At 46.8% G+C, this 22848-nt stretch carries 15 protein-coding genes; 8 read left to right on the top strand and 7 right to left on the bottom strand.

Annotated elements, in window-relative coordinates; genetic code table 11:
* Nucleotides 1-276: 276 nt before the first annotated feature.
* Entirely contained in the window at nt 277-1308 is a 1032-nt protein-coding gene (locus ACMXI2_RS22345) for a LacI family DNA-binding transcriptional regulator (RefSeq protein WP_483778276.1), read from the bottom strand.
* A gap of 314 nt (nt 1309-1622) precedes the next feature.
* Between ACMXI2_RS22345 and ACMXI2_RS22350 the strand changes: the two genes are divergently transcribed.
* From ACMXI2_RS22350 to ACMXI2_RS22380, 7 genes are all read left to right on the top strand, one after another.
* Complete coding sequence (locus ACMXI2_RS22350) at nt 1623-2498, top strand: AraC family transcriptional regulator (protein WP_079470510.1); 876 nt, start codon at nt 1623-1625, stop codon at nt 2496-2498.
* A gap of 138 nt (nt 2499-2636) precedes the next feature.
* Entirely contained in the window at nt 2637-3221 is a 585-nt protein-coding gene (locus ACMXI2_RS22355; protein ID WP_483778277.1) for an RNA polymerase sigma factor, read from the top strand.
* A gap of 92 nt (nt 3222-3313) precedes the next feature.
* Nucleotides 3314-4336, top strand: a complete 1023-nt coding sequence (locus tag ACMXI2_RS22360; protein ID WP_483778278.1) for a FecR family protein — start codon at nt 3314-3316, stop codon at nt 4334-4336.
* A gap of 5 nt (nt 4337-4341) precedes the next feature.
* Complete coding sequence (locus ACMXI2_RS22365) at nt 4342-7827, top strand: SusC/RagA family TonB-linked outer membrane protein (RefSeq protein ID WP_483778279.1); 3486 nt, start codon at nt 4342-4344, stop codon at nt 7825-7827.
* An 11-nt stretch (nt 7828-7838) separates the two neighbouring features.
* The gene (locus tag ACMXI2_RS22370) at nt 7839-9416 is read left to right on the top strand and encodes a SusD/RagB family nutrient-binding outer membrane lipoprotein (RefSeq protein WP_483778280.1); all 1578 of its coding nucleotides are present in this window, start codon (nt 7839-7841) and stop codon (nt 9414-9416) included.
* 200 nt (nt 9417-9616) lie between these two features.
* Complete coding sequence (locus tag ACMXI2_RS22375; RefSeq protein ID WP_483778281.1) at nt 9617-12766, top strand: SusC/RagA family TonB-linked outer membrane protein; 3150 nt, start codon at nt 9617-9619, stop codon at nt 12764-12766.
* Between the two features lie 29 nt (nt 12767-12795).
* Nucleotides 12796-14397 (top strand): SusD/RagB family nutrient-binding outer membrane lipoprotein, encoded by a 1602-nt coding sequence (locus ACMXI2_RS22380; protein WP_483778282.1) that lies wholly within the window; start codon nt 12796-12798, stop codon nt 14395-14397.
* Nucleotides 14398-14646: 249 nt separating this feature from the next.
* On the opposite strand, the gene ACMXI2_RS22385 is transcribed toward ACMXI2_RS22380, so the two are convergent.
* The 3 genes from ACMXI2_RS22385 to ACMXI2_RS22395 all read right to left on the bottom strand — a co-directional run bounded on the left by ACMXI2_RS22385 (nt 14647) and on the right by ACMXI2_RS22395 (nt 18458).
* Nucleotides 14647-15459 (bottom strand): alpha/beta hydrolase, encoded by an 813-nt coding sequence (locus ACMXI2_RS22385; protein WP_483778283.1) that lies wholly within the window; start codon nt 15457-15459, stop codon nt 14647-14649.
* An 84-nt stretch (nt 15460-15543) separates the two neighbouring features.
* Nucleotides 15544-17868: a M1 family metallopeptidase gene (locus ACMXI2_RS22390; protein WP_483778284.1), complete on the bottom strand. Its 2325-nt coding sequence runs from the start codon at nt 17866-17868 to the stop codon at nt 15544-15546.
* Between the two features lie 8 nt (nt 17869-17876).
* On the bottom strand, nt 17877-18458 hold the full coding sequence (locus tag ACMXI2_RS22395; RefSeq protein WP_483778285.1) for a HupE/UreJ family protein: 582 nt from the start codon (nt 18456-18458) through the stop codon (nt 17877-17879).
* 68 nt (nt 18459-18526) lie between these two features.
* On the opposite strand from ACMXI2_RS22395, the gene ACMXI2_RS22400 reads away from it, so the two are divergent.
* On the top strand, nt 18527-19015 hold the full coding sequence (locus ACMXI2_RS22400) for a DUF6702 family protein (protein ID WP_420990394.1): 489 nt from the start codon (nt 18527-18529) through the stop codon (nt 19013-19015).
* A gap of 459 nt (nt 19016-19474) precedes the next feature.
* On the opposite strand, the gene flxY is transcribed toward ACMXI2_RS22400, so the two are convergent.
* The 3 genes from flxY to ACMXI2_RS22415 are packed head-to-tail and all read right to left on the bottom strand — an operon-like array spanning nt 19475 to nt 22848.
* Nucleotides 19475-20767, bottom strand: coding sequence for a flexirubin biosynthesis putative acyl-CoA ligase FlxY (gene flxY, locus ACMXI2_RS22405; RefSeq protein WP_483778286.1), 1293 nt, complete (start codon nt 20765-20767; stop codon nt 19475-19477).
* Between the two features lie 12 nt (nt 20768-20779).
* The gene (locus ACMXI2_RS22410; protein WP_483778287.1) at nt 20780-21157 is read right to left on the bottom strand and encodes a holo-ACP synthase; all 378 of its coding nucleotides are present in this window, start codon (nt 21155-21157) and stop codon (nt 20780-20782) included.
* A 5-nt stretch (nt 21158-21162) separates the two neighbouring features.
* Nucleotides 21163-22848 carry a C45 family autoproteolytic acyltransferase/hydrolase gene (locus tag ACMXI2_RS22415; protein ID WP_483778288.1) on the bottom strand — a complete coding sequence of 562 codons (1686 nt, stop codon included), beginning with the start codon at nt 22846-22848 and terminating at the stop codon, nt 21163-21165.

Consider the following 22848-nt stretch of genomic DNA (forward strand, 5'->3'; position numbering starts at 1 on the left):
CATAGTTAAGCCGTATATAAGCCGTATCTATAGAGATATGAGTTATCTATGGATGATCGTTGTTTTATCTCCGGACCTGGTATAAGTAAAGCAGAAAGGATACATGTATTTGCAGGGAATGGGGGATCATCTGGTTACGGCCATTACACAATGATTAAGGGAGATAGCAGCGGTATTCCGCTCTTATCTCCCTTAATCTAAAAAAATCCAATATGATCAAATCCGAAAAATCATTATAATCAGCGTAATCCTGAAAAAGACAATCGCCGAAGGCGATCACTTCCGCGAAGAAGATCCGCGGATAATCAGCTCCGGCTCCAGTATTACCTGTTGTGGCGGAGAAGCAGGAGTCCCTGCCACATGATTCAGTTCTTTCATCAATAAATCCACAATACTTTTTCCGATAGCGGCGATAGGTTGTGATACACAGGTAATAGAAGGACTGTGCAAACGGAACAGGTCATGGTCATCAAAACCTACCAGCCCGATTTCCTTTCCTATCTCCCATCCCATTGAGCGGATCGTTTCAATACCGGCAATGCCAAGGTAGTTGGTGGCAAAAAATACGGCGTCCACGTCTTTTACAGCGGTGAGGAATTTCTTTATCTCATTATTGAAGCTTTCCCGGTCCAGGTCGAACGGCAGGCGTTTCACGAACGATTTATTAAAAGGAATTTTATGGTCTTTGAGCGCAGCAGTAAAGCCGTCAAGCCTTTCTTTCATCTGCGTTTGGTCAGATGCGATAGTAACGATGGCGATTTTTTTATAGCCTTGTTTCACCAGGTGAGTAGTGGCGTCATAAGCGCCCTTATAGTTGTTGAGCACCACATAGTGGCTGTTCACATGCGGGAAATAACGATCCACCAGCACCAGTGGTTTGGCCGCCGATTGAAGCAGTTCTATTTCTTTATCGAGGTTTTTGGTAGGCGTGATAATATAGCCATCTACCTGCCGGTATTTCAATACTTCCAGGAGTCCCTTTGCCTTTTCCGTATTGTCTTCTGTACTGCCGTAAAGCACTTTATAACCGTGCTTGTCGGCCTCGTCTTCCACTACTTTGGCCAGCGTGGCAAAGAAGTTGTTGGCAATATCCTCCACAATAAGACCAATAGTTTTGGTTTTACCGGTACGCAGTCCGCGGGCGAGCTGGTTTGGTTTATATTTCAGACGGGTGGCAATTTTCTGGATTTTCTTACTCACCTGTTCACTAATTCTTTTCTCCTTTGCTTTACCGTTGAGTACAAAAGATACCGTTGTAGGAGATACTCCGGCTTGTTTTGCAATATCTTTAATAGAGATCCCTTTCATAGAAAAAATGCTACATCGATTTAGCCGGACGTAATTTACAAAATGAAGTTGGAAATTACGCTCTTGTGCTAATTATTCCAAGTAACCCGGTCAAAACTATTCCTCTTCACCCCGGTTGGTTTTCTATCACATAAAAAGGTTATTTTCGTCAAAATGATATTTTTTTAACCAATTTTTAATAATTTGGCATCATTCATAGGACGATCTCAATACTGCTCGCCTGCCTGCATAGGGTTCCCCTGGGCGGGGATAATGGCAATGGTAATAAAGTACAGGACGGTCACAGTAATATAGTAGCTTAAATTAATACATGAATGAAACCCATCCTTATTAAAGTTGGGGCTTTTGCCGATAATCAGATCACGATTATAGAAAGAAGTGATCCTTATTTCAATACGCCATTCCACTTCCACCCGGAGTGCGAGCTGGTATATGTTACGGAAAGCCACGGGAAGAGAATTGTAGGGGATAGCATCGAGAGCTTTGAAGAAGGCGATATGGTGTTTCTCGGACCACATATACCGCATGTATGGTATAACGAGGAAGAATATTATAAGGGAGATGAAAATCTGAAAGCCCGCTCTGTGGTCATCTATTTCCCTAAAGATATATTCGGGGAGAAATTTTACGGATTACCGGAAACCAAAGCACTCAGTGAATTATTTCACCGGGCGCAAAGGGGGATGAAAATTACCGGCGCCACCCACGAACTGCTGAAACCCGAGATCCTGGCCCTTCCCCGGAAAGAAGGACTGGATCGCATCATATCCCTGCTCCACATCTTAAAAACACTCTCAGAAACCCGCGATTGCTATTACCTGGCCAGCACCGGTTACTCCCACGCCTATAATGTAAAGGATAACCATAAGATCGATGAAGTATTCAAGTACGTCATGAATAACTTCTCCAAAGAAATTTCCCTGCAGGATGTAGCCAGCATCACCAACCTGTCGCCACAATCCTTCTGCCGCTTCTTTAAAAACCGTACAAAAAAGTCTTTTGTACAGTTCCTCAATGAAGTACGCATCGGGCACGCCTGTAAACGGTTAACCGAGGAAGACTGGTCCATCGCGGAAATTGCCTACTCCTGCGGCTTTAAGAACCTGTCTAATTTCAACCGGTTCTTCAAGGAAATAGTAGGCAAAACACCCAAAGAATACAAAAATGAACTGCGCCTGAAGGAAGCATGATAAAAAATGTAATTATTTTATTATTTGGTTATTTAGTTATTTTAAAAAGTAAGGGCCAAATATCAAAATATCAAATTTTTCTTCTTACATTCATTTCAGTAATTATCAACCAAAACGCTTAATTACTACTGTAATTCGATGTACAGCAGTTATTCCGATAACCAGTTAATTTCGCTGCTAAAAAGCGACGACAGCGCCGCCTTCAATGCCATCTACGACCGCTACAGTAAAATGTTATATTTGTTTATACACAGCAAACTGGACGCCTCCGAGATCAGCAAAGATGTGCTGCAGGAACTCTTTATTTCCCTTTGGGAGAAAAGACATTCACTGATCCTCAAAGAATCACTGAAAGCTTACCTGTACCAGGTGGCCCGCCACAAAATCATCGACATTTACCGGAAAAACGCTACATACCGCAAATACCTGCAGCAACTTATCGGACATTTCGATGCACAGCCGCACTCCATCACGGAAACAGTAGATAATAAAGCACGGACACAGGAACTGTTTGAGGCCATCAACCACCTGCCCGACCGCATGAAAGAAATTTTTATGCTCAGCAGGTTTGAAAACCTCACCGTAGAACAGATCTCCACCCATCTTGGCCTTTCACAACAGACCGTAAAAAACCAGATTACCAAAGCGTTAAAGATACTAAGGACCAGCTATGCCAGGACCGACCTGATCGTCCTCCTGATATATGTTTATTTGTTTATCTAACCCGCACACCCGGCGCCGGATAAAAAATAATTAAATGTACATGGTACTATTTCCACGTTATTACGACTTATCAACACATAAAACGGCAACAGGTGGACACAGAACAGATTAAAATATTGCTGGAGCGGTATAACCAGGGGAATTGCTCACCGGAGGAGGCGGCTATTGTAGATCAATGGTTTGAAAACATCAACCGGCACAAGTCCACCTACACAGAAGATAAAGAACTCGACCGCGAACTCGACAGCATCCGTTTACAACTCAACAAACATATCACACCCGCGCCAAAGGTGCGGCATATCCGTGCCCGTTACTGGTACGCTGCCGCAGCAGTGCTATTACTGGCAGCAGGCGTTTTCTGGTTCAACCAGCAAACACCCGGCACACATCCTGCCACCGGCAACCAACCCGCACCCATTGCCGCTAACGGAGCCAACCGGTTGGTAAAAGACGGCTTTGTGGAAATCACCACGCCAAAAGGCAACAAGGAAAGTATTACCCTGGAAGATGGCAGCTCCCTGGAACTGAACGCCGGCAGTAAAGTACGCTACCCCGAACATTTCGGCAGCAACAGCCGCACCATTTTCCTGGAAGAAGGTGAAGCTTTTTTCAATGTAGCCGCCGACCCCGCCAGAAAATTTGTGGTGAATACCGGGGAATTAGCCACCACCGCACTCGGTACTGCCTTCAACATCCGGGCATATGCCAGCGAACACAAAGTAACCGTGGCACTGGTAAGCGGTAAAGTAAAAGTAGACCAGCTGAATAAAGGCAACCACGCCGCTTCCTCACTCATCCTGCTGCCAAGTGAACAGATCAGCTACGACCGCATTTCACTCAGCCTCGTAAAATCTGTTTTCAGCAAACCGGAAGAAATTACTGCCTGGAAACAGGGATACCTCGTATTCAGAGACGCACCCTATAATGAAATAGTAACAGGTATAGAAAATCGTTATGCCGTTACCGTTATTAACGAAAGCAACAAAAAAGAATGGAACTACAACGGCTCTTTCAAAAATGAAAGCCTGAAAGATGTCATGGATATCATCTGCCTGGCTAAATCCCTTTCTTATACCATTAAAAACGATACCGTTCACCTGCAAAACAAAAACTAGTCCATATGAGGGTAAAGCCATGCCCCATGATGTGGTTTGTATCCACGGGGTTGATGCTGACACTACTGTTGGCGGGGAGCTTGAACACAACGACTAGTGCCATCACGCAAACACCCGACCCGCCCACAGGTATAGTTGTCACCATCCAGGTAAAAAATAAAAACCTGGAAGAAGTAATGACCGAAATTTCGGTAAAAACAGGACTAAACTTTCATTACGACAAAACTGATCTTAACCTGAAGAAAAAGATTACGTTGCACTGTACGAAAACACCCATCGACGAAGTGCTTACGTTACTATCAGTTCAGGCCGGATTAAAGTTTACCCTGATCAATAACAAAATCATAGTAGGCGCAGAAAGTGAAACCAAACCCTCGCCCACTGTAGACCTGCTGAATCATGTGTCCCTGGAGAGAGAAATCAGTGGAACCGTACGCGATAACAAAGGCACGCAGCTCCCGGGAGTCACCATTCAGATCAAACATTCCAATAAAGGAACCCAATCTAACGCCGATGCTGGTTTTTCATTAAAAGCCAGTACCGGCGACGTGCTTGTTTTTAGTTCCGTAGGATTCATCACCCGTGAAGTGACGGTGGGCGCCGATCCCCGCATCGATGTACGCCTGCAGGAAAATGTAAAAGCGCTCAATGAGCTGGTAGTTACCGCACTGGGCATCCAGAAAAAAAGCAGGGAACTGCCCTACTCCACCCAACAACTGGATGGCGATGACCTCCAATTGGTAAAAGATGCCAACGTGATCAACTCCCTGAACGGAAAAACAGCCGGCGCCACCATCACCCGCAGCGCCTCCGGCATCGGCGGCTCCGTGAGAGTAGTATTGCGCGGCAACAAATCCACCCGCGAAAACCAACCCCTCTATATCGTGGATGGCGTACCTTATGCCAATTACACACCGGCACAACCCGCAGACGTATGGGGCCAGTCGCATAACATCATCGGGGCCGGTGGCCGCGACGGCGGCGATGGTATCTCCAACATCAACCCCGATGATATTGAAAGCATCAGTATCCTGAAAGGCGCTTCCGCAGCGGCGCTTTATGGCAGCCAGGCCGCCAACGGCGTCATCCTCATCACCACCAAAAAAGGGAAGCCCGGCCGAAGCAAAATTGACGTTTCTTCCGATTATACCCGGGAAACGCCCGCGATCCTGCCCCCGCTGCAATATCGCTATGCTCAAACCGATACGCCCGGCGTGGATAAAGTAGGTACGCCTCAACCCGGATCTCTCGGCAGCTGGGGCCAATCCATCAACGCACCCGATCATGTAAAAAACTTTTATAACACCGGCTCCACCTTCACCAACACCATCGCCTTCAGCGGCGGTACAGAAACAGCGCAGAGTTATTTTTCATACGCCAATACAACCAATAAAGGAATTCTTCCCACCAACAAATTCGACCGTCATACGGTGAACCTGCGCGAAACACTGAAGCTGCTGAACGATAAACTGGTAATGGACGCCAATGTATCTTTCACCGCACAAAGTACTACCAACCGGCTTTCGTCGGGATTGTATTACAGCCCCATCTCCGGGCTCTATACCTTTCCCCGCGGACAGGACTTCGACTACTACAAAAATAATTTTGAATACTACGATCAGGGCCGCGACCTGTATATGCAGAACTGGTGGAACATCCGCAATGATAAAAAGTGGATAGGGCAGGACGATCAACAAAACCCCATGTGGGCGCTGTACCGCGATCTGCGGCTGGATTCCCGCTACCGCGGCCTTGCTACCCTGTCGCTTACCTGGCAGCTGAACGACTGGCTGTCATTGAAAGGACGGGGTAACTTTGATAAATCGCTCGATCAATACGAACTGGAAGCATACGCCGGTACACAAATTGTACTCGCCGGCGCCAACGGACGGTATACCCTCGAACGGGAATTTAATACCCAGCTGTACGGAGATATGATGCTGAACGCCAGCCGCAAAATAAACAAGTGGCTGCACCTGGCCGGCAATATCGGCGCTAGTATTACAGACACCAAAGCACATGAACGCACTTTTAACGGCTCCAATCCCAATGCCGATCCCGGTCTCACTTACCCGAATAAATTCTCCGTATCAAATATCCTCAGCACCTCGCTGGATGCGCAACACAGTATAGACCAGAAACAACTGCAGGCCCTTTTCGGTAATGTACAGGCAGGCATCAACAATTATCTTTTCCTGGATCTCACCGGCCGCAACGACTGGTCCAGCACATTCGCCTATACATCTACCCTGCACAAAGGATATTTTTATTATTCAGCCGGGTTATCTGCCGTATGGAGTGAGATGTTCAAAATGCCCGCGGCTGTTGATTTCCTGCGTTCCCGCATTTCCTACGCCAAAGTAGGTAACGATATCGCCGCCTACTCCTCCCGGCCGGCGGCGTTTACGCTGCAAACCATTGCCGGTGTTACACGCGTGGTATTGAATCAACGTACCCTATACCCCGGTCTCAGCCTGGAGCCGGAAGACAACCGGTCTTTTGAAATAGGTCTGGAAGCGCATCTCCTGAAAAACAGGATCACCGCCGATGTTACCTTCTACAAAAATAATAACTACAAACAGTACATGGAAGTGCCGGCGCCACTGGGCAACAAGTATAATACCTACTACCTCAACATGGGGAATATACAAAACCAGGGATGGGAAGCCACACTCACTTTAATGCCTATACGCAATAAGGCAGTATCCTGGACCAGTACCATCAACTTTGCCGCGAATAAAAATAAAATCGTTTCCCTTTCTAATTCCAGGATCATCGGCGCAGATACCAGCAGCATGTTTGTGCTCACAGATTTCGGGGTAAATATGTTTGGCTCGTTTATCATGGAAGGCGGTTCCTGGGGCGACATTTATTCCAATAAAGAATTGTTGCAGAACGATAAAGGCGCCTACGTGATTGATGCTGCCGGCAAGCTGCAAACACGCAACGCTTTTAAAAAAGTCGGTAATCCCAATCCCGATTTTACATTAGGATGGAACAACAGTATCGACTATAAAAACTTCAACCTCAGCTTCCTCATAGATGGCCGTTTTGGCGGCAAGGTAATGAGCGTAACACAAGCAGTACTGGACTGGTACGGCGTAAGTGAAGAAAGCGCCAAAGCCCGCGACAAAGGCGGCGTGGAAATAAATGCGGTGAACAGCAACGGCACGCCTTACAGTGGAAAACTGGACGCACAGAGCTACTATACCACCATTGGCGGCAGGGCCGGCATTGGCGAAATGTATATGTACGACGCCACTAACATCCGCTTACGGGAACTGAGCCTGAGCTACCGCATACCGCTGAAGTGGAAATGGATACGCAATATGCGCATGGGAATAGTAGGCAGGAACCTGTTCTTTTTTGAACTGCATGCGCCGTTTGATCCGGAAGTATCTATGGGTACGGGCAACGGGCTGCAGGGTGTAGATGTTTTTGGGTTGCCACCCACACGAAGTATGGGCATCAACCTGAGATTAGGAATTTAAAATACTCACCAATGAAAAGCTGGAAAATCAACACATTATTCGCCGTTATGGCAGTTGTGCTGGCAAGTGCTTGTACGAAGAGATTTGATGAGATTAACAGGAATCCTTTCGACTTTACAGAAGAGGAACTGAAAGCCGATTACCGGCTGATGGGGGAACCATTGTCGCAGGCCCAACTGAACCTGCTTATTTATAACGACCCGCCTACCGCCCAGCTGCAACAAAATCTGAATGCGGATATTTTCTCCGGCTATATGATGGCGCCCACTCCCTTTGAAGGCAACATCAATAATACCAACTATGGCCTGCTATACTACTGGAATAATAAACCGTGGCAGGTAACTTACAGCAACGTAATGAAAACCTGCGATTTTGCACAATCAAAAGCGAAAGGCCACTATACCGATTTTTATGCGTGGGCACAGATCATCAAAGTAGAAGCCATGCATCGTATCAGCGATATTTATGGCCCGGTGATTTATACGAAGTATGGTATACTGAATGAGGAGATGGGGATTGATTATGATTCACAACAGGAAGCGTACTATGCTTTTTTTAAAGACCTGGATGAAGCGGTGGACACACTAACCGGATTTATAAACAGTGGCTTTCCCCAACGCTTTGCTGCCTTCGACCTGGTATACAAAGGCAACTACACCCAATGGGTAAAATTTGCCAACACCCTTCGCTTACGGCTGGCTATCCGTATTTCCGGTATTGATCCGAAAAAAGCGCGTGAAGAAGGAGAAGCAGCGCTGCGTCATCCAATCGGGCTACTCACCACGCCTGCGGATAATTTTGCAGTGAATATTTCACCGGTTACACATCCGCTGAATATTATGTGTTACACCTGGGCCGATCTGAGAATGAGCGCGCCGATGGAATCGATCCTCACCGGGTATAAAGATCCACGGCTGGCGCATTATTTTGTACCTACCGACGACGGCGTGAACATTTACCACGGTATCCGCAATGGTATTAAGATTGCCGCCAAAGAAGAATACAGTGGCTTTTCCCAGCTGGTGAAATTTGATAGTAAGATATTGTTTATGACTGCTGCGGAAGCCTGGTTCCTGAAAGCCGAAGCAGCGCTGTATGGCTGGCAGGGCGCCGGTAACGCAGCTACCAATTATGACGCCGGGATCAGCACTTCTTTTAATCAATACAGCATTGCTAACGCTAATGCATATATGAATAACAATGTGGATAAACCCCATCCATATACCGATCCCCAGAATGGCAATAATAATGTGCCGGAAGGCGATCCTCATTTAAGTACCATTACCATTAAATGGGAAGAAAGCGCTACGCCTCAACAGAAACTGGAACGGATCATCACCCAGAAATGGATTGCCATGTTCCCGGAAGGACAGGAAGCCTGGAGTGAATTCCGCCGCACCGGTTACCCTAAATTATTTCCCGTAGTAATCAACAACAGCGGTGGTACTATCTCCACCCAAAAATTTATCCGCCGCCTGCCCATGCCGCAGATAGAACTTGTTACCAATCCTAAAGCAGTAGCCCGTGCAGTAGCCACGTTAAAAGGACCGGATACTGGTGGAACACCGCTCTGGTGGGATCTCCGGTAGCATCTCAAAAAAAATTAAAAATAATTTAAAACAGGATAGTACTAAATCTATCTCCACACGACTCCTTTCCGGAAACAACCGGTAAAGGATGGTACGCGCCATGCTAACGGCTATCTCATTTTCCAACAATGCACGCTATAAAAATGGTCAGTTTAATTCAACTATACAAATCCCATTTATTAACCAAAAAAAAGGCAAGTATGAAAAAAAACCTACGCCTTATGAAAGTGTGCGCTATGACCGGTCTGGCCCTCACTTCCATATTAGCAGACAGTGCATATGTGAAGGCCGCCAGCTACACATGGTCGCCCGCATCTTCATTCCGTAGCACTTTCCAGGAAAAAGAAATCAGCGGCACCGTAAAGGATAGCAAAGGCAATCCTCTTCCTGGTGTTACTGTACAAATTAAAGGCGCCTCCAAAGGCACGCAAACAAGTGCAGAAGGTAAATATCATATCAATGCTAAAACCGGTGATGTACTGGTTTTCAGCTATGTTGGTTTTGCCATTAAAGAAAGTACCGTTGGCAGCAGCGCTACCCTCAATGCCACCCTTGAAGACAATGTAAGAGGATTGAATGAGCTGGTAGTTACCGCACTGGGCATCCAGCGTAAAGCAAAAGATCTCACCTATTCCACCCAACAGGTGAAAGGAGAAGATCTGACGAATGTAAAAGAAACCAACGTAATCAATAGCTTATCCGGTAAAGTATCGGGGTTGCAGATCAACCGCAGCGCATCCGGTGTAGGTGGCTCTGCCAGGGTGATTTTGCGCGGACAAAAATCTATCCGTGAAAACCAGCCACTGTACGTAATCGATGGCGTACCTATCGCTAACTTCACCAGCGCGCAACCTGGTGATCTATGGGGACAGGCATCCGGCGCTTCTTCCGGTGGCCGCGATGGTGGCGATATCCTCAGCACCATTAACCCGGATGATATTGAAAGCATCAACGTACTGAAAGGCGCCTCTGCTTCTGCACTGTACGGCAGCCAGGCCGGTAATGGTGTAATCATCATTACTACTAAAAAAGGTAAAGCCGGTCAGGCAAAAGTGAACTTCTCATCTAACTTCACTATCGACCGGCCTGCTTATCTGCCCGAATCACAAAACTCCTATCTTCAAACCGGTAACGGCACCATTGATAGCTGGGGTAAAGCAGGCAGCAGCAAGGAAATTGTAAAAGACTTCTTCAAAACGGGTACCACCTGGATCAACTCCGTAAACGTAGCCGGCGGTACAGAAAAGGCACAAACTTATTTCTCCTATTCCAACACTACGAATACAGGAATAATGCCTACTGCAAAGTATGGTCAGCATACGCTCAACTTCAGGGAAACAGGTACCTTCCTGAACGACAAACTGAATATTGATGCGAATGTGCAGATGACCACACAAAATGCACACAACCGTCCTACTTCCGGTTTATATTATAACCCGCTTACCGGTTTATACATCTTCCCAAGAGGACTGGATTTTGAAAGTTATAAAAACAATTACGAATACTTCTCTGCCCAACGTAACGTAAACATGCAGAACTGGTGGAATATCAATTATGACAAAGGCCAGGCGGGGGAAGACTTCCAGCAGAATCCATACTGGATTCTGAACAGGAACGTTACCGAAAACAGGAAAGATAACCTGATTGCGTCACTGAGCTTACGATATGCTATCAACGACTGGTTAAACGTACAGGTACGTGGTAACGCCAACAAAGCATGGGATAAATACGAACTGAAAGCAAATGCCGGTACACAAACCACTATTGCAGATGCCAACGGCCGTTATACCTACGATTACCTCACCAGCACCCAATACTACGGGGATCTGTTAGTATCAGGTAACAGGAAATTATCTGATAAACTCGGATTCAATTTCACTGCCGGTACCAGCATCAACGACCTGAAACAGGACCGTACCTTTATAGATTCCAAAGACGGCGACCTGGCTTTTGCCAATGTATTCCATATTGGTAACCTGAACCTGAGCCCTGCCGCAAAATTAACACCCACCGGCGCCAGAAGGCAGATTCAATCCGTATTTGCAACAGCCGGTGTGAACCTCAGCGAAAAAGTATTCCTGGACCTGACCGCCCGTAACGACTGGTCATCCACCCTGGCTTACACCCCTTCTATGAAGAAAGGCTACCTGTACTATTCAGCTGGTTTAAATACCATTCTGAGTGATGTATTCAAGATGCCTTCCGCCATCACTTATTCAAAGATCCGCGCATCTTATGCTAAAGTGGGTAACGACGTAGATCAGTTTGTAACACGTCCAACCAACCAGATCATTTCCGGCACACTGATCTCAAACATTGCCGGTCCTTTTGGTGGCGTGGCGCTAAAACCAGAGATCACCACCTCCGTTGAAATAGGTACAGAGTGGAGATTCCTTGACAACCGCCTCCACCTGGATGTTACCTGGTACAATTCTCATACAAAAGATCAGTACTTCGACTTCCCCGTATCCGTTGGTTACCTGTACCCTAATGCTTACCTGAATGCAGGCGACGTACAGAATACCGGTATAGAAGCCACACTGGGTTTCCAGGTAGTTAAACAGAAGAATGTAGGCTGGAACACTGCCTTCAACTTCACCCGCAACAGGAATAAGCTGATCAAACTGGCGCCACAGTTAAACGGTGATTATACCCTCACACCGAGAGGCGACAACGTTAATACGTACGCGTTAGTACTGCATGAAGGAAGCTCTTACGGCGATATTTACGGCAGGAAGGCAGTGCGTAACGAAAGCGGTGCGCTGGTTATAGATGACGAAACCGGTAAGCCCAAAGCAAAAGACGGCAAACTGGAATACCTCGGTAATCCAACACCAGACTTCCTCCTGGGATGGAGCAATACCATTAACTGGAAAAAGTTCAACGTGAACATCCTCGTTGATGGCCGCTTTGGTGGTAAGGTAATGAGCATCACCCAGGCGATGATGGATCAGTACGGTGTATCAAAAGCATCCGCAGATGCCCGTAACAACGGCGGCGTGGATGTACCTGCTATTTACGCAAGTGGTAAAGCATATACCGGGAAGGTGCCTGCAGACCTTTATTATCAGGGCATTGGCGGGCGTGCCGGTATCACTGAATTCTACATGTATGATGCTACCAACATCCGGTTAAGAGAATTATCCATCGGCTATACTTTCGCATTGAAACCAGGATTCTTCAAAGACATGAAGCTTGGACTGGTAGGACGTAACCTGTTCTTCATCACTAAAAAAGCGCCTTACGATCCTGAATTGAGCATGAGTACCGGCAACGGTGTACAAGGTGTGGATGTATTTGGTTTACCATCTACCCGCAGCTTTGGATTGAACCTGAAATGTGCATTTTAACCTGATTAAGAACAACAAAAACAAGAGCTATGAATTATAAAACATTCAAAATAGCTGGCCTGGCGATGGCCGCCACACTATGCTTCAGCAGCTGTACCAAAAACTTTGAGGACATCAACAAAAATCCATACGGTTCCACTGATGAGGAATTAGCGGCTGATTTCGCCCTGGTACCCGCTTTACTGCAACAGGCACAACGTAGTATTTACCTGTATCAGCCGGCGCCTACCTTCCAGCTGCAACAAAACCTCCTCAGTGATATTTACAGTGGTTACATGATGTCTCCTACTCCTTTCGGTGGTAACATCAACAATATCACTTACAGCTTCGTGGATGGCTGGATCAACACTACTTTCAGCACCGGCTATACCAATGTAATGAACCCCTGCTTTAAAGTGGCCGGTTTTACAAAAGGTAAAGTACCCGATAGCTACGCCATGTCGCTGATCGTGAAGGTGGAAGCCATGCACCGTACCTCCGATATCTTCGGCCCCATCATCTACAGCAAATACAATACGCCCAATGGAGATGGTTCTGTTGACTACGACAGCCAGAAGGATGTTTATTATACCTTCTTTGAAGAACTGAAAACAGCGATCGATATTCTGACGCCACTGGCCGGCAAAGAATCTACAGAGTTGTTTAAAAAATCTGATCTCGTGTACGGCGGTAATTACAAACAGTGGTTACAGTTTGCCAATACCCTCCGTTTAAGACTGGCACTGCGTATCGTAAACGTAGACGCCGCGAAAGCGAAACTGGAAGGCGAAGCAGCCCTGGCCAACGCCGGCGGACTGCTGCAAACTTACAGGGATAACTTCACCGTGGATATCGGAAGCACCACGCATCCGCTGAATACCATCTGCGGCTCATGGGGCGATATTTTAATGGGTGCGCCCATTGGCACTTATCTCGGTGGTTACAACGACCCACGCCTGCCCCTGTACTTCAAGAAAGCCGTGGACCCTGCTGTGAAAGACCGGTATATCGGTATCCGTAATGGTATTAATATCGACGGTAAAGCGCGTTACGCCGACTATTCCAAACTGATGGACCTGCCTGGCAAATTACAGCTGGTAACTGCTGCTGAAGCCTGGTTCCTGAAAGCAGAAGCCGCCATCCGCGGATGGGCAGGCGCAGGTAATGCACAAACCAATTATGAAACAGGTATTCAAACATCCTTTAATCAATATTCATTGGGCAGCGCCAGCACGTACTACAACAATGCTACTTCCCTGCCTGCTGAATATATTGATCCAAAGGCCATGACTGCCGGACAAAATGATATCAAGAAGGGTTCACAATACCTGAGCACCATCACCATCAAATGGGAAGAAGGCGTTACGCCGGACCGGAAACTGGAACGTATCATTACCCAGAAATGGATCGCTAATTTCCCTGAAGGACAGGAAGCGTGGAGTGAATTCCGCCGCACCGGTTATCCTAAGCTGTTCCCTGTTGTGGTGAACAACAGCGGTGGAAAAGTAAGTACTACTGATTTCGTTCGCAGGGCGCCGTTCCCAAGTAATGAATACTCTACCAACGGAGCTGCTGTTGCGAAAGCAGTGAGTACACTGAGTGAACCAAAAGACGTAGGTGGTACTCATTTGTGGTGGGATCCGAAAAAATAACTACCGGACATTCTTATTTTGAATCGCGTGCATAAAAAAGGCCGGTCCTGTTGAGGACCGGCATACGCGTATGTTGTCTTTCTCAGGATTAAACTGATTATACTGATTTAGGGATTTGATCACTTTTGATTTTAAAAGATTCTGGGAGATATAAGCGTATATCTCCCAGAATCTTTTAAAATCAAAAAAATAAAATCAAGGTAATCAGTATAATCAGTTTAATCCTGAGAAAGACAAAATCCGCTCTGTCTATTGTTGAAAAAACTGGTGGAAGAACAGCAGCTGGTACTTTACAGCGTTGGCCCAGTACTGCCAGTTATGCTCTCCAGGACGCTCCGTATAGTCGTGAGCGATACCTGCCAGCAATAATTTTTTATGAAGATCCCGGTTTACATCAATAAAGAAGTCTTTCACCCCGCAATCGATGATGATGGACAATGCGCCTGATTTGAGACTATCTACCTGTTTGAGTACTGTATAGTCGTACCAGTTAGCGCCGTCTGGTCCGGGTTCGCCCAGGCGTTTTTTCAGGTCCCAGTTTTTGGGGAAGGGGCGAAAATCCACACCGCCGCTCATACTGCCGGCAGCTCCAAATACATCCTGGTGGCGGATGGCAAGGAACATGGCGCCGTGGCCGCCCATGCTCAAACCGGCGATGGCCCGGTGAGCGGGTTCCGGTAAAGTTTGATAATGCTGGTCTATATACTGTGGAATTTCCTTTGACACATACGTTTCAAAACGCATGGAGCTGTCTACCGGGCTGTCGAAATACCAGCTGGTCACCGCGCCATCGGGGCATACGATCATGCACTGATAAGTATCTGCCAGTTCTTTGATAACGGGTACTTTGGTTACCCAGTTGGCGAAATTGCCGCCGGCGCCATGCAGCAGGTATACTACCGGGTAGCGCTGCGTGCCGTTTTTGTAGCTGGTGGGGGTAATGACCACACACTTGTAGGCGCGCTGCATTTTCTGACTTAAAATAGAAACGGTATCTACATCCGCGGCCCTGGCTGTTTGCACCAGGCATATCCATAATAATAAACGGGCTATTGCTTTCATAACTCGGGCTTTTAAAAGAATCTTAAAAAGTAAGGCGGCTACCATCCCCTGATGATAGCCGCCACAAAATATAAAATAGCTTGTTTATTTTGTACTTGCTTTCTTCATCGGGTTATCGCCGGCGGAGGCGCCACGGATTCTCCCGGATGCCTTAAACAATTCGAATTTGGATGGCGCAGCTTCGCGTGGCCAGCTGTTGTTGCTTTCGTCGATATCGGCTGTTTCCCGCAGTGGATCTAGCTTCACGGCTACTACCTGTTTATCTTTGGCAAATACTTTTGTAACGGCATTTTCATCTTTGCGCCAGATGTAGGCAGAAATCCGGTCGGTTTCTTTGGTACCATCGGCATAAGTCCATTCAATGATGAGCGGCATTACCAGTCCGCCTTTATTGGAGAATGTCAGCTGGTAGAAGTTCTTCTTACTGTCGTACAGTGCTTTTTCTTCTTTGCTCAGGCCGTTATAAAACTGGTTATAGGCCGCTTTATCTTCCTCGCTTACCCCGAAGCGGTTCCATTTACTGTAGAAGTCCTGCAGGCTGGTATCCTGGTCTACCGTGTATTTTACGCCGGCAGCCTTATTTCTCTGCCTGGCTACATGATCCATATTTTTATCGTAGGCTGCCTGTGCGGATTTGGCTGTTTCTTCCGGATTTTTGCCATCCATGCGATACCATTTGAGGCTGTCGATAGAGATGTCTACCGGTTCGGTTCCAAAGAACCATCCGCGCCAGAACCAGTCCAGGTCTACTGCAGACGCATCTTCCATTGTACGGAAGAAATCGGCCGGTGTGGGATGTTTAAAGGCCCAGCGGCGTGCGTATTCACGGAATGCAAAATCAAACAGGTCGCGGCCCATGATGGTTTCGCGGAGGATATTCAATCCTGTGGCCGGTTTTGCATAGGCATTAGGCCCAAACTGCACGATGTTCTCGGAGTTTGTCATGATAGGTTCCAGCTGATCTTTCGGCATCTTCATATAATCCACGATCTTATGAGCAGGGCCACGGGAAGAAGGGAAGTTGCTGTCCCACTCCTGTTCCGCCATAAACTGGCAGAAGGTATTGAGCCCTTCATCCATCCAGGTCCATTGTCTTTCGTCGGAGTTCACGATCATGGGGAAAAAGTTGTGTCCTACTTCGTGCGTGATCACTCCGATCATGCCGTTTTTAGTGGCTTCGCTGTAGGTGCCGTCTTTATCGGCGCGGCCATAGTTAAAGCAGATCATGGGATATTCCATTCCGTTGGCAGCTTCCACGGAAATGGCCACCGGGTAAGGATATGGAATAGTATGTTTGGAGTAGGATTTAAGGGTGTGGGCCACTACTTTGGAGGAATAGCGGCGGTAGAGCGGATATGCTTCCGGTCCGTAATACGACATGGCCATTACCTTGTTGCCTTCCACATTGGTAGCGAGGGCGTCCCATACGATGCGGCGGGAAGATACCCAGGCGAAGTCGCGTACATTCTGCGCTTCATACACCCAGGTGCTTGTTTTGCCGGCGTGGCCCTGCATGGCTTTCTTTGCTTCGTCGAGGTTCACTACTTCAACGGGCTCTTTGCTGTTTTGCGCCTGTTGCCAGCGCTGGTATTGCGCCGGTGTGAGCACTTCTTTATAGTTCTGGCATTCGCCGGTGGCGCCCACTATATGGTCCGCGGGAACGGTCATGCGTACACGAAAACTACCAAACGTAAGGGCAAATTCTCCTCTGCCGGTAAACTGTTTGTTCTGCCAGCCCTGGAAATCGGAATATACGGCCAGTCGCGGATACCACTGGGAAATGGTGTACAGGTAATTTTTATCTTCCGGAAAATATTCATACCCTCCGCGGCCGCCAATAGTCATACGGTCGGAAATGTTATACCACCAGGATACTTTAAACCGGTATTTCTCACCGGGCATCAACGGCTTAGGCAGATCGATGCGGAGCATTGTCTGGTTAATGGTATAAGGCAATGCTTTGCCATCAGCATCGGTGAGCTTTACAATCTTTACGCCCAGGTCTTTTCCCGAAGGCAGGATACTGTTCAGTGTGGCCAGCGTCATTTTATCTGACATGCGGCTTTCATTGAACTGCTGGTTATCGCTTTTGCTGTCGTGTTCATTCTCATCCAGCTGCAACCACAGGTAGGTAAGCGGGTCGGGAGAATTATTAAAATAGGTGATGGTTTCTGCGCCGGTGAGTTTCTGCTGCTCATCATCCAGTTGCGCTTCGATGTCGTAATCTGCCCTTTGCTGCCAGTATTTAGGGCCTGGTGCGCCGGAGGCAGAGCGGTACATGTTGGGTGTTTGCAGCATGGTCCCCAGCTGCTCGAAGCGGTTGCCATGATTGGATCCCGGGTTGTTTTGCGCCTGCAGCGACAATATGCTGCAGCACAGTACCCCTGCGAGGTAAAGTTGTTTTCTCATAAACAGTATTATATAAACAGTGCTCTTACGCTTTGAATGATCATTAAAAATGCGACGCCAAAGGTGGCAGAAGAAAGGAACATGTTCCAGTCCCGGCGTTTTACGCCTCCAAATTTCACGATCGCGGTAGAAATGAGCAGTATACACATCACAATGATGATTTGCCCGAATTCCAGCCCCAAATTGAATCCCAGGAGTGGCTTTACAATGTTTGCCTGGCTTCCAAGCAAACTTTTTAAGTAATTGGAAAACCCCAGTCCGTGAATTAAACCGAAAAATAATGCATAAAAATAATTCAGCTGCAGCTTTTGCGGCTCGTCGTTTTTCCTGACAATGTTAGAAACTGCTGTTACACAGATGGTTACCGGTATCAGGAATTCAATAAGCGCCGCAGGTATACGGATAATGTGTAACACACTCAAAGCCAGCGTAATAGAATGACCGATCGTAAATGCAGTCACCAATACCAGTACTTTTCTCCAGTCACGCAGCAGGTAAATGGCGCTCAACGCTATTACAAAAAGAATATGGTCGTACGCATCCCAGTTTATAATATGTTGCCACCCCAGCTGAAAATACAACTCATCCATTGTCCCCTTTTCTATAATTTTGGTAATTATAAAAAGTAAAAGTTAATTTTTATAAAAATATTAGTCCAGTGGGTTTATTATTATGTAAATGGTGGATGACATTGTGGCTCACAGCCCTGCATCCCTTCTATGCAAGTGTGACAGAGATTTCACACGACGCCGGCAAAAAAGAGCTGCAGGTAAGCTGCCGCATTTTTACAGACGACCTGGAAAATACCCTTAAAGCACAGTATAAGATCCCGCTTGACATTACCCACCCTGCCAGCCGGAAGCAGGTAGAAGGCTATATTTCTGCCTATCTCTCCCAACACCTGGTGATCACCCTCGACGGTAAAAATGTTCCCCTTCATTTTATTGGTTATAAAATAGAAGAAGATGCTGTGTGGAGTTTCCTCGAAGCCGAAAATGTACCCACACCCAAAAAAGTGCAGGTAAAGAATAACCTGTTGTATGAACGCCATGCCACGCAAACGAATATGGTGCATGTGCTGGTGGGCGGAGAGCGGAAAAGTACGAAGCTGGATAACCCGAAAGAGGTGGCGGTGATGGGGTTTTAGGATGTTTATTCAGAATTTATTAAAATGCGATTTATGTTATCGTTGATCCCATTTATATTCAGGGGAATTTGAATTTAGACATCAGAATCGGATCAACTGTGATCGATATTATAAAAGATAGATGAGGAGATATTAGAGCCCGACGAAACCGGGAGCGGCTATACTGCCACCTTCATTTCTATTCTTTATGCAACTGATCATCCACGAAAAACTATCATACTGCAGGAGCTTTCTCATTTCCGTACTACGATAGGTGCTGATAAGCTCAGATAAGTTATAACTATTCTTATAAAACGTTTATGAAAGAGATTCCCTTTTTTTTATCACTACCGAAGAGGAGTATAATAAAACAATGCAGCGCATACACCACATAATGATAAAATCTCAGTCCCATAGAACTAAATGAACTGGAATTAATGGCCATTGCAGCGGAAAGTTTTGAAGACAAAAACTATCCCTTTAACTTCTGTTATCCAAAAACTTCACCGGCTTCCGGCTGTTCTCCGGAAACTGCATCCGCATAATATCCTGCTGGCTGGTATACCGCACCTGCGGAATCACCCGCAGCTTCGCCTGCAAATAAGACTTTATCTTGCGGTCCATTTCTTCTGATTCTTCCCGTGGCCACAGGTGCAGCAATATTTCATCGGTACCGAGTTCATTGGAATACACTTCCACCACAAACTCCTTCACATCTTCCATATCATTAAGCAAATCAAACAGGGCAGGCGGATACAGGGTAGTGCCCTTATATTTGATCATCTGTTTTTTACGGCCTATTACGGGAGATAACCGGAGCGTATGTCTGCCGCAGGAGCAGGCTTCATAATGATACTGGCAGATGTCGCCGGTTTTATAGCGCAGCAGGGGCATACCTTCCACGCCCAGTGTGGTAATAGTTACTTCTCCTTCTTCTCCCGGTGCAACCGGCTGATTATTTTCATCGAGCAACTCCACATAAAGCAACTCCGGATGATGATGACCACCCTGCCCGGCTTTACATTCTGTAAAAGCAGTTTGCATTTCAGTGGACGCATAGGTGGAATAGAGCTGGATATTCCATTGCTCTGTAATCTTCTTGCCCAGTACATTCAGTGAAAAGTCCGTGTTGCGGATATTCTCTCCAATGCATACCGCTTTCTTCACGGAGGTTTGATTAATATCTATATGATGTTCTTTGGCATAAGCAATCAGCTTTACAATAAAAGAAGGAACCCCTACAATGGTGGTAGGTTGTATCCGTTGGATGTTTTCCCATTGCATGCTGGGCACACCGGGACCAACACGCAGTACGCCCGCTCCCAGTTTACGGATACCATTGTAATACGCCATACCCGCCATAAACTGACGGTCCAGCGTAAGCATAAGCTGGTAAATATCGCTATCAGTGCCATCTGCACAACAGAAAGAAATGTATTCGTTATAGCTTAAACGCTGCAGGTCTTTTTCCGTTAAGGCGATAATCACCGGGCGTCCTAAAGTTCCGGACGTAGTAGTGTATTCGGCTATTTTGCTTTTATCTACACAAAGAAACTCCCAGTTATGTTCCTGGAGATCTTCCTTTGTAACCGGCGGGATCTGTGAAAATGCTTCCAGCGATTGAACCTGGTCTGCAGCAATACCGTGTTTTTTAAACCATGCTTTATAGAATGGCGAAAATTCACGCAGGTAACCCAACAGGCGCATTACTTCCTTCTCCTGGTAAGCCCTGATAGCTGCTTTAGATTGTAGTTCTATATCCGGTATATACATCTTTCTATAAATTTATCCTTCTAAAATCACCATTGCAATAGCGGCACTTTTTTCATGAGACAATGATACCCATATTTTCCTGATGCCTGCTGATGCATATCTGTCTGCACCATTTCCTATCAAATACAATTGCGGTTTCCCGGCTTCATCATTGCGGATCTCTATTTCGTCGAAGTTCACACCGCCGTTGCCCCAACCGGTACCTAATGCCTTCAGCAGGGCTTCCTTCGCAGCAAAACGGGCAGCATAGCTTTCTGCCGGCATCGCCTGGTTTTCACAATAGCTGATTTCAAAAGGAGTAAATACCAGGTTCCGGAATCCATCTCCCTTCGCCAGCTTTGCCGCGATGCGTGGTACATCTACGATATCTGTTCCGATGCCAATGATCATAGTGGTTAGCTTTTTAGTTTAGCATTACACAGTGCCAGCTGCTTGCGGATATGATCTTCCTCCCCTTTGGTGGCAATCACTTTTGTTAACGCCGTTTCGTAATAAGATTTCGCCTTTGCATATGCCTGCTGCTTATATTCATAATCACCTGCCAGCACGTAGGTGTGATAATAGGCCGGGTTGGAAGCAATTAACGCACGGATATCCACTGCCTGTCCCTCTTTCATCTGATCTCTCAACTTGCGGTAGGTTTCAAAGGCAAGGTAATCTTTTGACAGCAGGAAACTATCTGCTGCAATATTCTGTGCGCTGTCATACACTTCATGATCAGTAGTAAGACCATGCATGCTGAAAATTTTATTCAGATCGTAAGCCACAAACTGCCCCAGCTGATAAGGTGCTGTAGACACCCATACCATCCCTTTCTTCGGCTCAAACACAATAGAGTGATGCGCAATCAGCTGGTTAATGGCTTTCTCATTACCCATCCCGATATCCGCGTTGTGCAAGCCTCCACGGTCACGCAGGATATCCACTGTTTTCTGAACAGTATTGGGGCCTTTTTCTTTCATTAATTCTGTCAGTCTTTCATAGCGATATTCGGAGGCGCTTTCCTTTATCTGTAATTTATTAGACGCCAGGCTGCCCAGCGAATCGCCCTGGAAGTGGTTGGTACAGGTAATAAAGTTTTTACCGGAGCTGTACATATCCATGCCTTCCGGTGTTTTTTCGATGATCACCGCCTTATTATCTTCTGCAGAACCAACCAGGAAGGATTCTGAAACAAACATCTTACGCTTCCGCGCAATTTCCCAAGCCTCGTTGATATTTTTTGCATACTGCAGTATTTCGCGCGCTACCAATGATACCGGGGTAGCGGCAGCCGTAGGTACGCTGGTTTTGGCAGCATTGATTGTAACGGTAAGCCCTTTGTCGTTCATGCCGGAAACCACGCCGGTAAAGCCGCCCCAGGTTACAAACATAAAGTTGTGTCCTTTTTCGGGGCGGTAGAATACTACCATCTTCTCTTCTGCAAAGGCATCACCCATGTAAAAATCGAAGTTGCGGCCAATGATCAGGTTACTGTCGGCCGACTGATCATTCCACGTACCAAACGACGTACACCCCACCAGCATCATGCCTTGCAGGGCATGCCCAATGTCGTGCGCAGCATGATAGTTCATCAGCCGGGCATAGTTGGTACCGATATAGTCGTAGTTGGGAGAAGCAGAAAAAGACTCTCCATAAATTTCTTCCTTAAACTCTTCCGGCACATGATCCGCCAGATCGCGGTTAAACCAACCGATAAAATATTTCAGGAAATGCAGGTAGAAAGTAGAAGGCACCATTTTGCTGAACTGCGCCACAAATACATCTTCCTGGCGACGGATCAGCTCCCCGGAGAGCTTGCCATTGATCACCCCTCTTTCAAACGGAGCACCTTCCACATACATTTCATACAACCCACTGTTGCTTTTACGGAACCAGTTATTGCCCAGTGTATACGCGGTGCTGTCCAGTTGCGAGCGCTGCAGCTGTAAGGCCCGCTGGTCGGCTATTACCGGCGGCGGCATTTTACTTACCGATACCAGGTAAATGGCCAGCCCGATAAAAAGCAATACGAAAAAGCCGATGATGTATAGTAGTATGCGTCCAAATCTTCTCCAGCCGCTGCGTTTCTTATTTTTCAC

This window comes from Chitinophaga sp. G7 BAM 1005 (genome assembly GCF_057126945.1).

Excerpts from the sequence above, each read along its gene's own strand:
- ACMXI2_RS22345 (WP_483778276.1), bottom strand. The coding sequence starts at position 1,308 with ATGAAAGGGATCTCTATTAAAGATATTGCAAAACAAGCCGGAGTATCT.
- ACMXI2_RS22350 (WP_079470510.1), top strand. The coding sequence starts at position 1,623 with ATGAAACCCATCCTTATTAAAGTTGGGGCTTTTGCCGATAATCAGATC.
- ACMXI2_RS22355 (WP_483778277.1), top strand. The coding sequence starts at position 2,637 with ATGTACAGCAGTTATTCCGATAACCAGTTAATTTCGCTGCTAAAAAGC.
- ACMXI2_RS22365 (WP_483778279.1), top strand. The coding sequence starts at position 4,342 with ATGAGGGTAAAGCCATGCCCCATGATGTGGTTTGTATCCACGGGGTTG.
- ACMXI2_RS22370 (WP_483778280.1), top strand. The coding sequence starts at position 7,839 with ATGAAAAGCTGGAAAATCAACACATTATTCGCCGTTATGGCAGTTGTG.
- ACMXI2_RS22375 (WP_483778281.1), top strand. The coding sequence starts at position 9,617 with ATGAAAAAAAACCTACGCCTTATGAAAGTGTGCGCTATGACCGGTCTG.
- ACMXI2_RS22380 (WP_483778282.1), top strand. The coding sequence starts at position 12,796 with ATGAATTATAAAACATTCAAAATAGCTGGCCTGGCGATGGCCGCCACA.
- ACMXI2_RS22385 (WP_483778283.1), bottom strand. The coding sequence starts at position 15,459 with ATGAAAGCAATAGCCCGTTTATTATTATGGATATGCCTGGTGCAAACA.
- ACMXI2_RS22390 (WP_483778284.1), bottom strand. The coding sequence starts at position 17,868 with ATGAGAAAACAACTTTACCTCGCAGGGGTACTGTGCTGCAGCATATTG.
- ACMXI2_RS22395 (WP_483778285.1), bottom strand. The coding sequence starts at position 18,458 with ATGGATGAGTTGTATTTTCAGCTGGGGTGGCAACATATTATAAACTGG.
- flxY (WP_483778286.1), bottom strand. The coding sequence starts at position 20,767 with ATGTATATACCGGATATAGAACTACAATCTAAAGCAGCTATCAGGGCT.
- ACMXI2_RS22410 (WP_483778287.1), bottom strand. The coding sequence starts at position 21,157 with ATGATCATTGGCATCGGAACAGATATCGTAGATGTACCACGCATCGCG.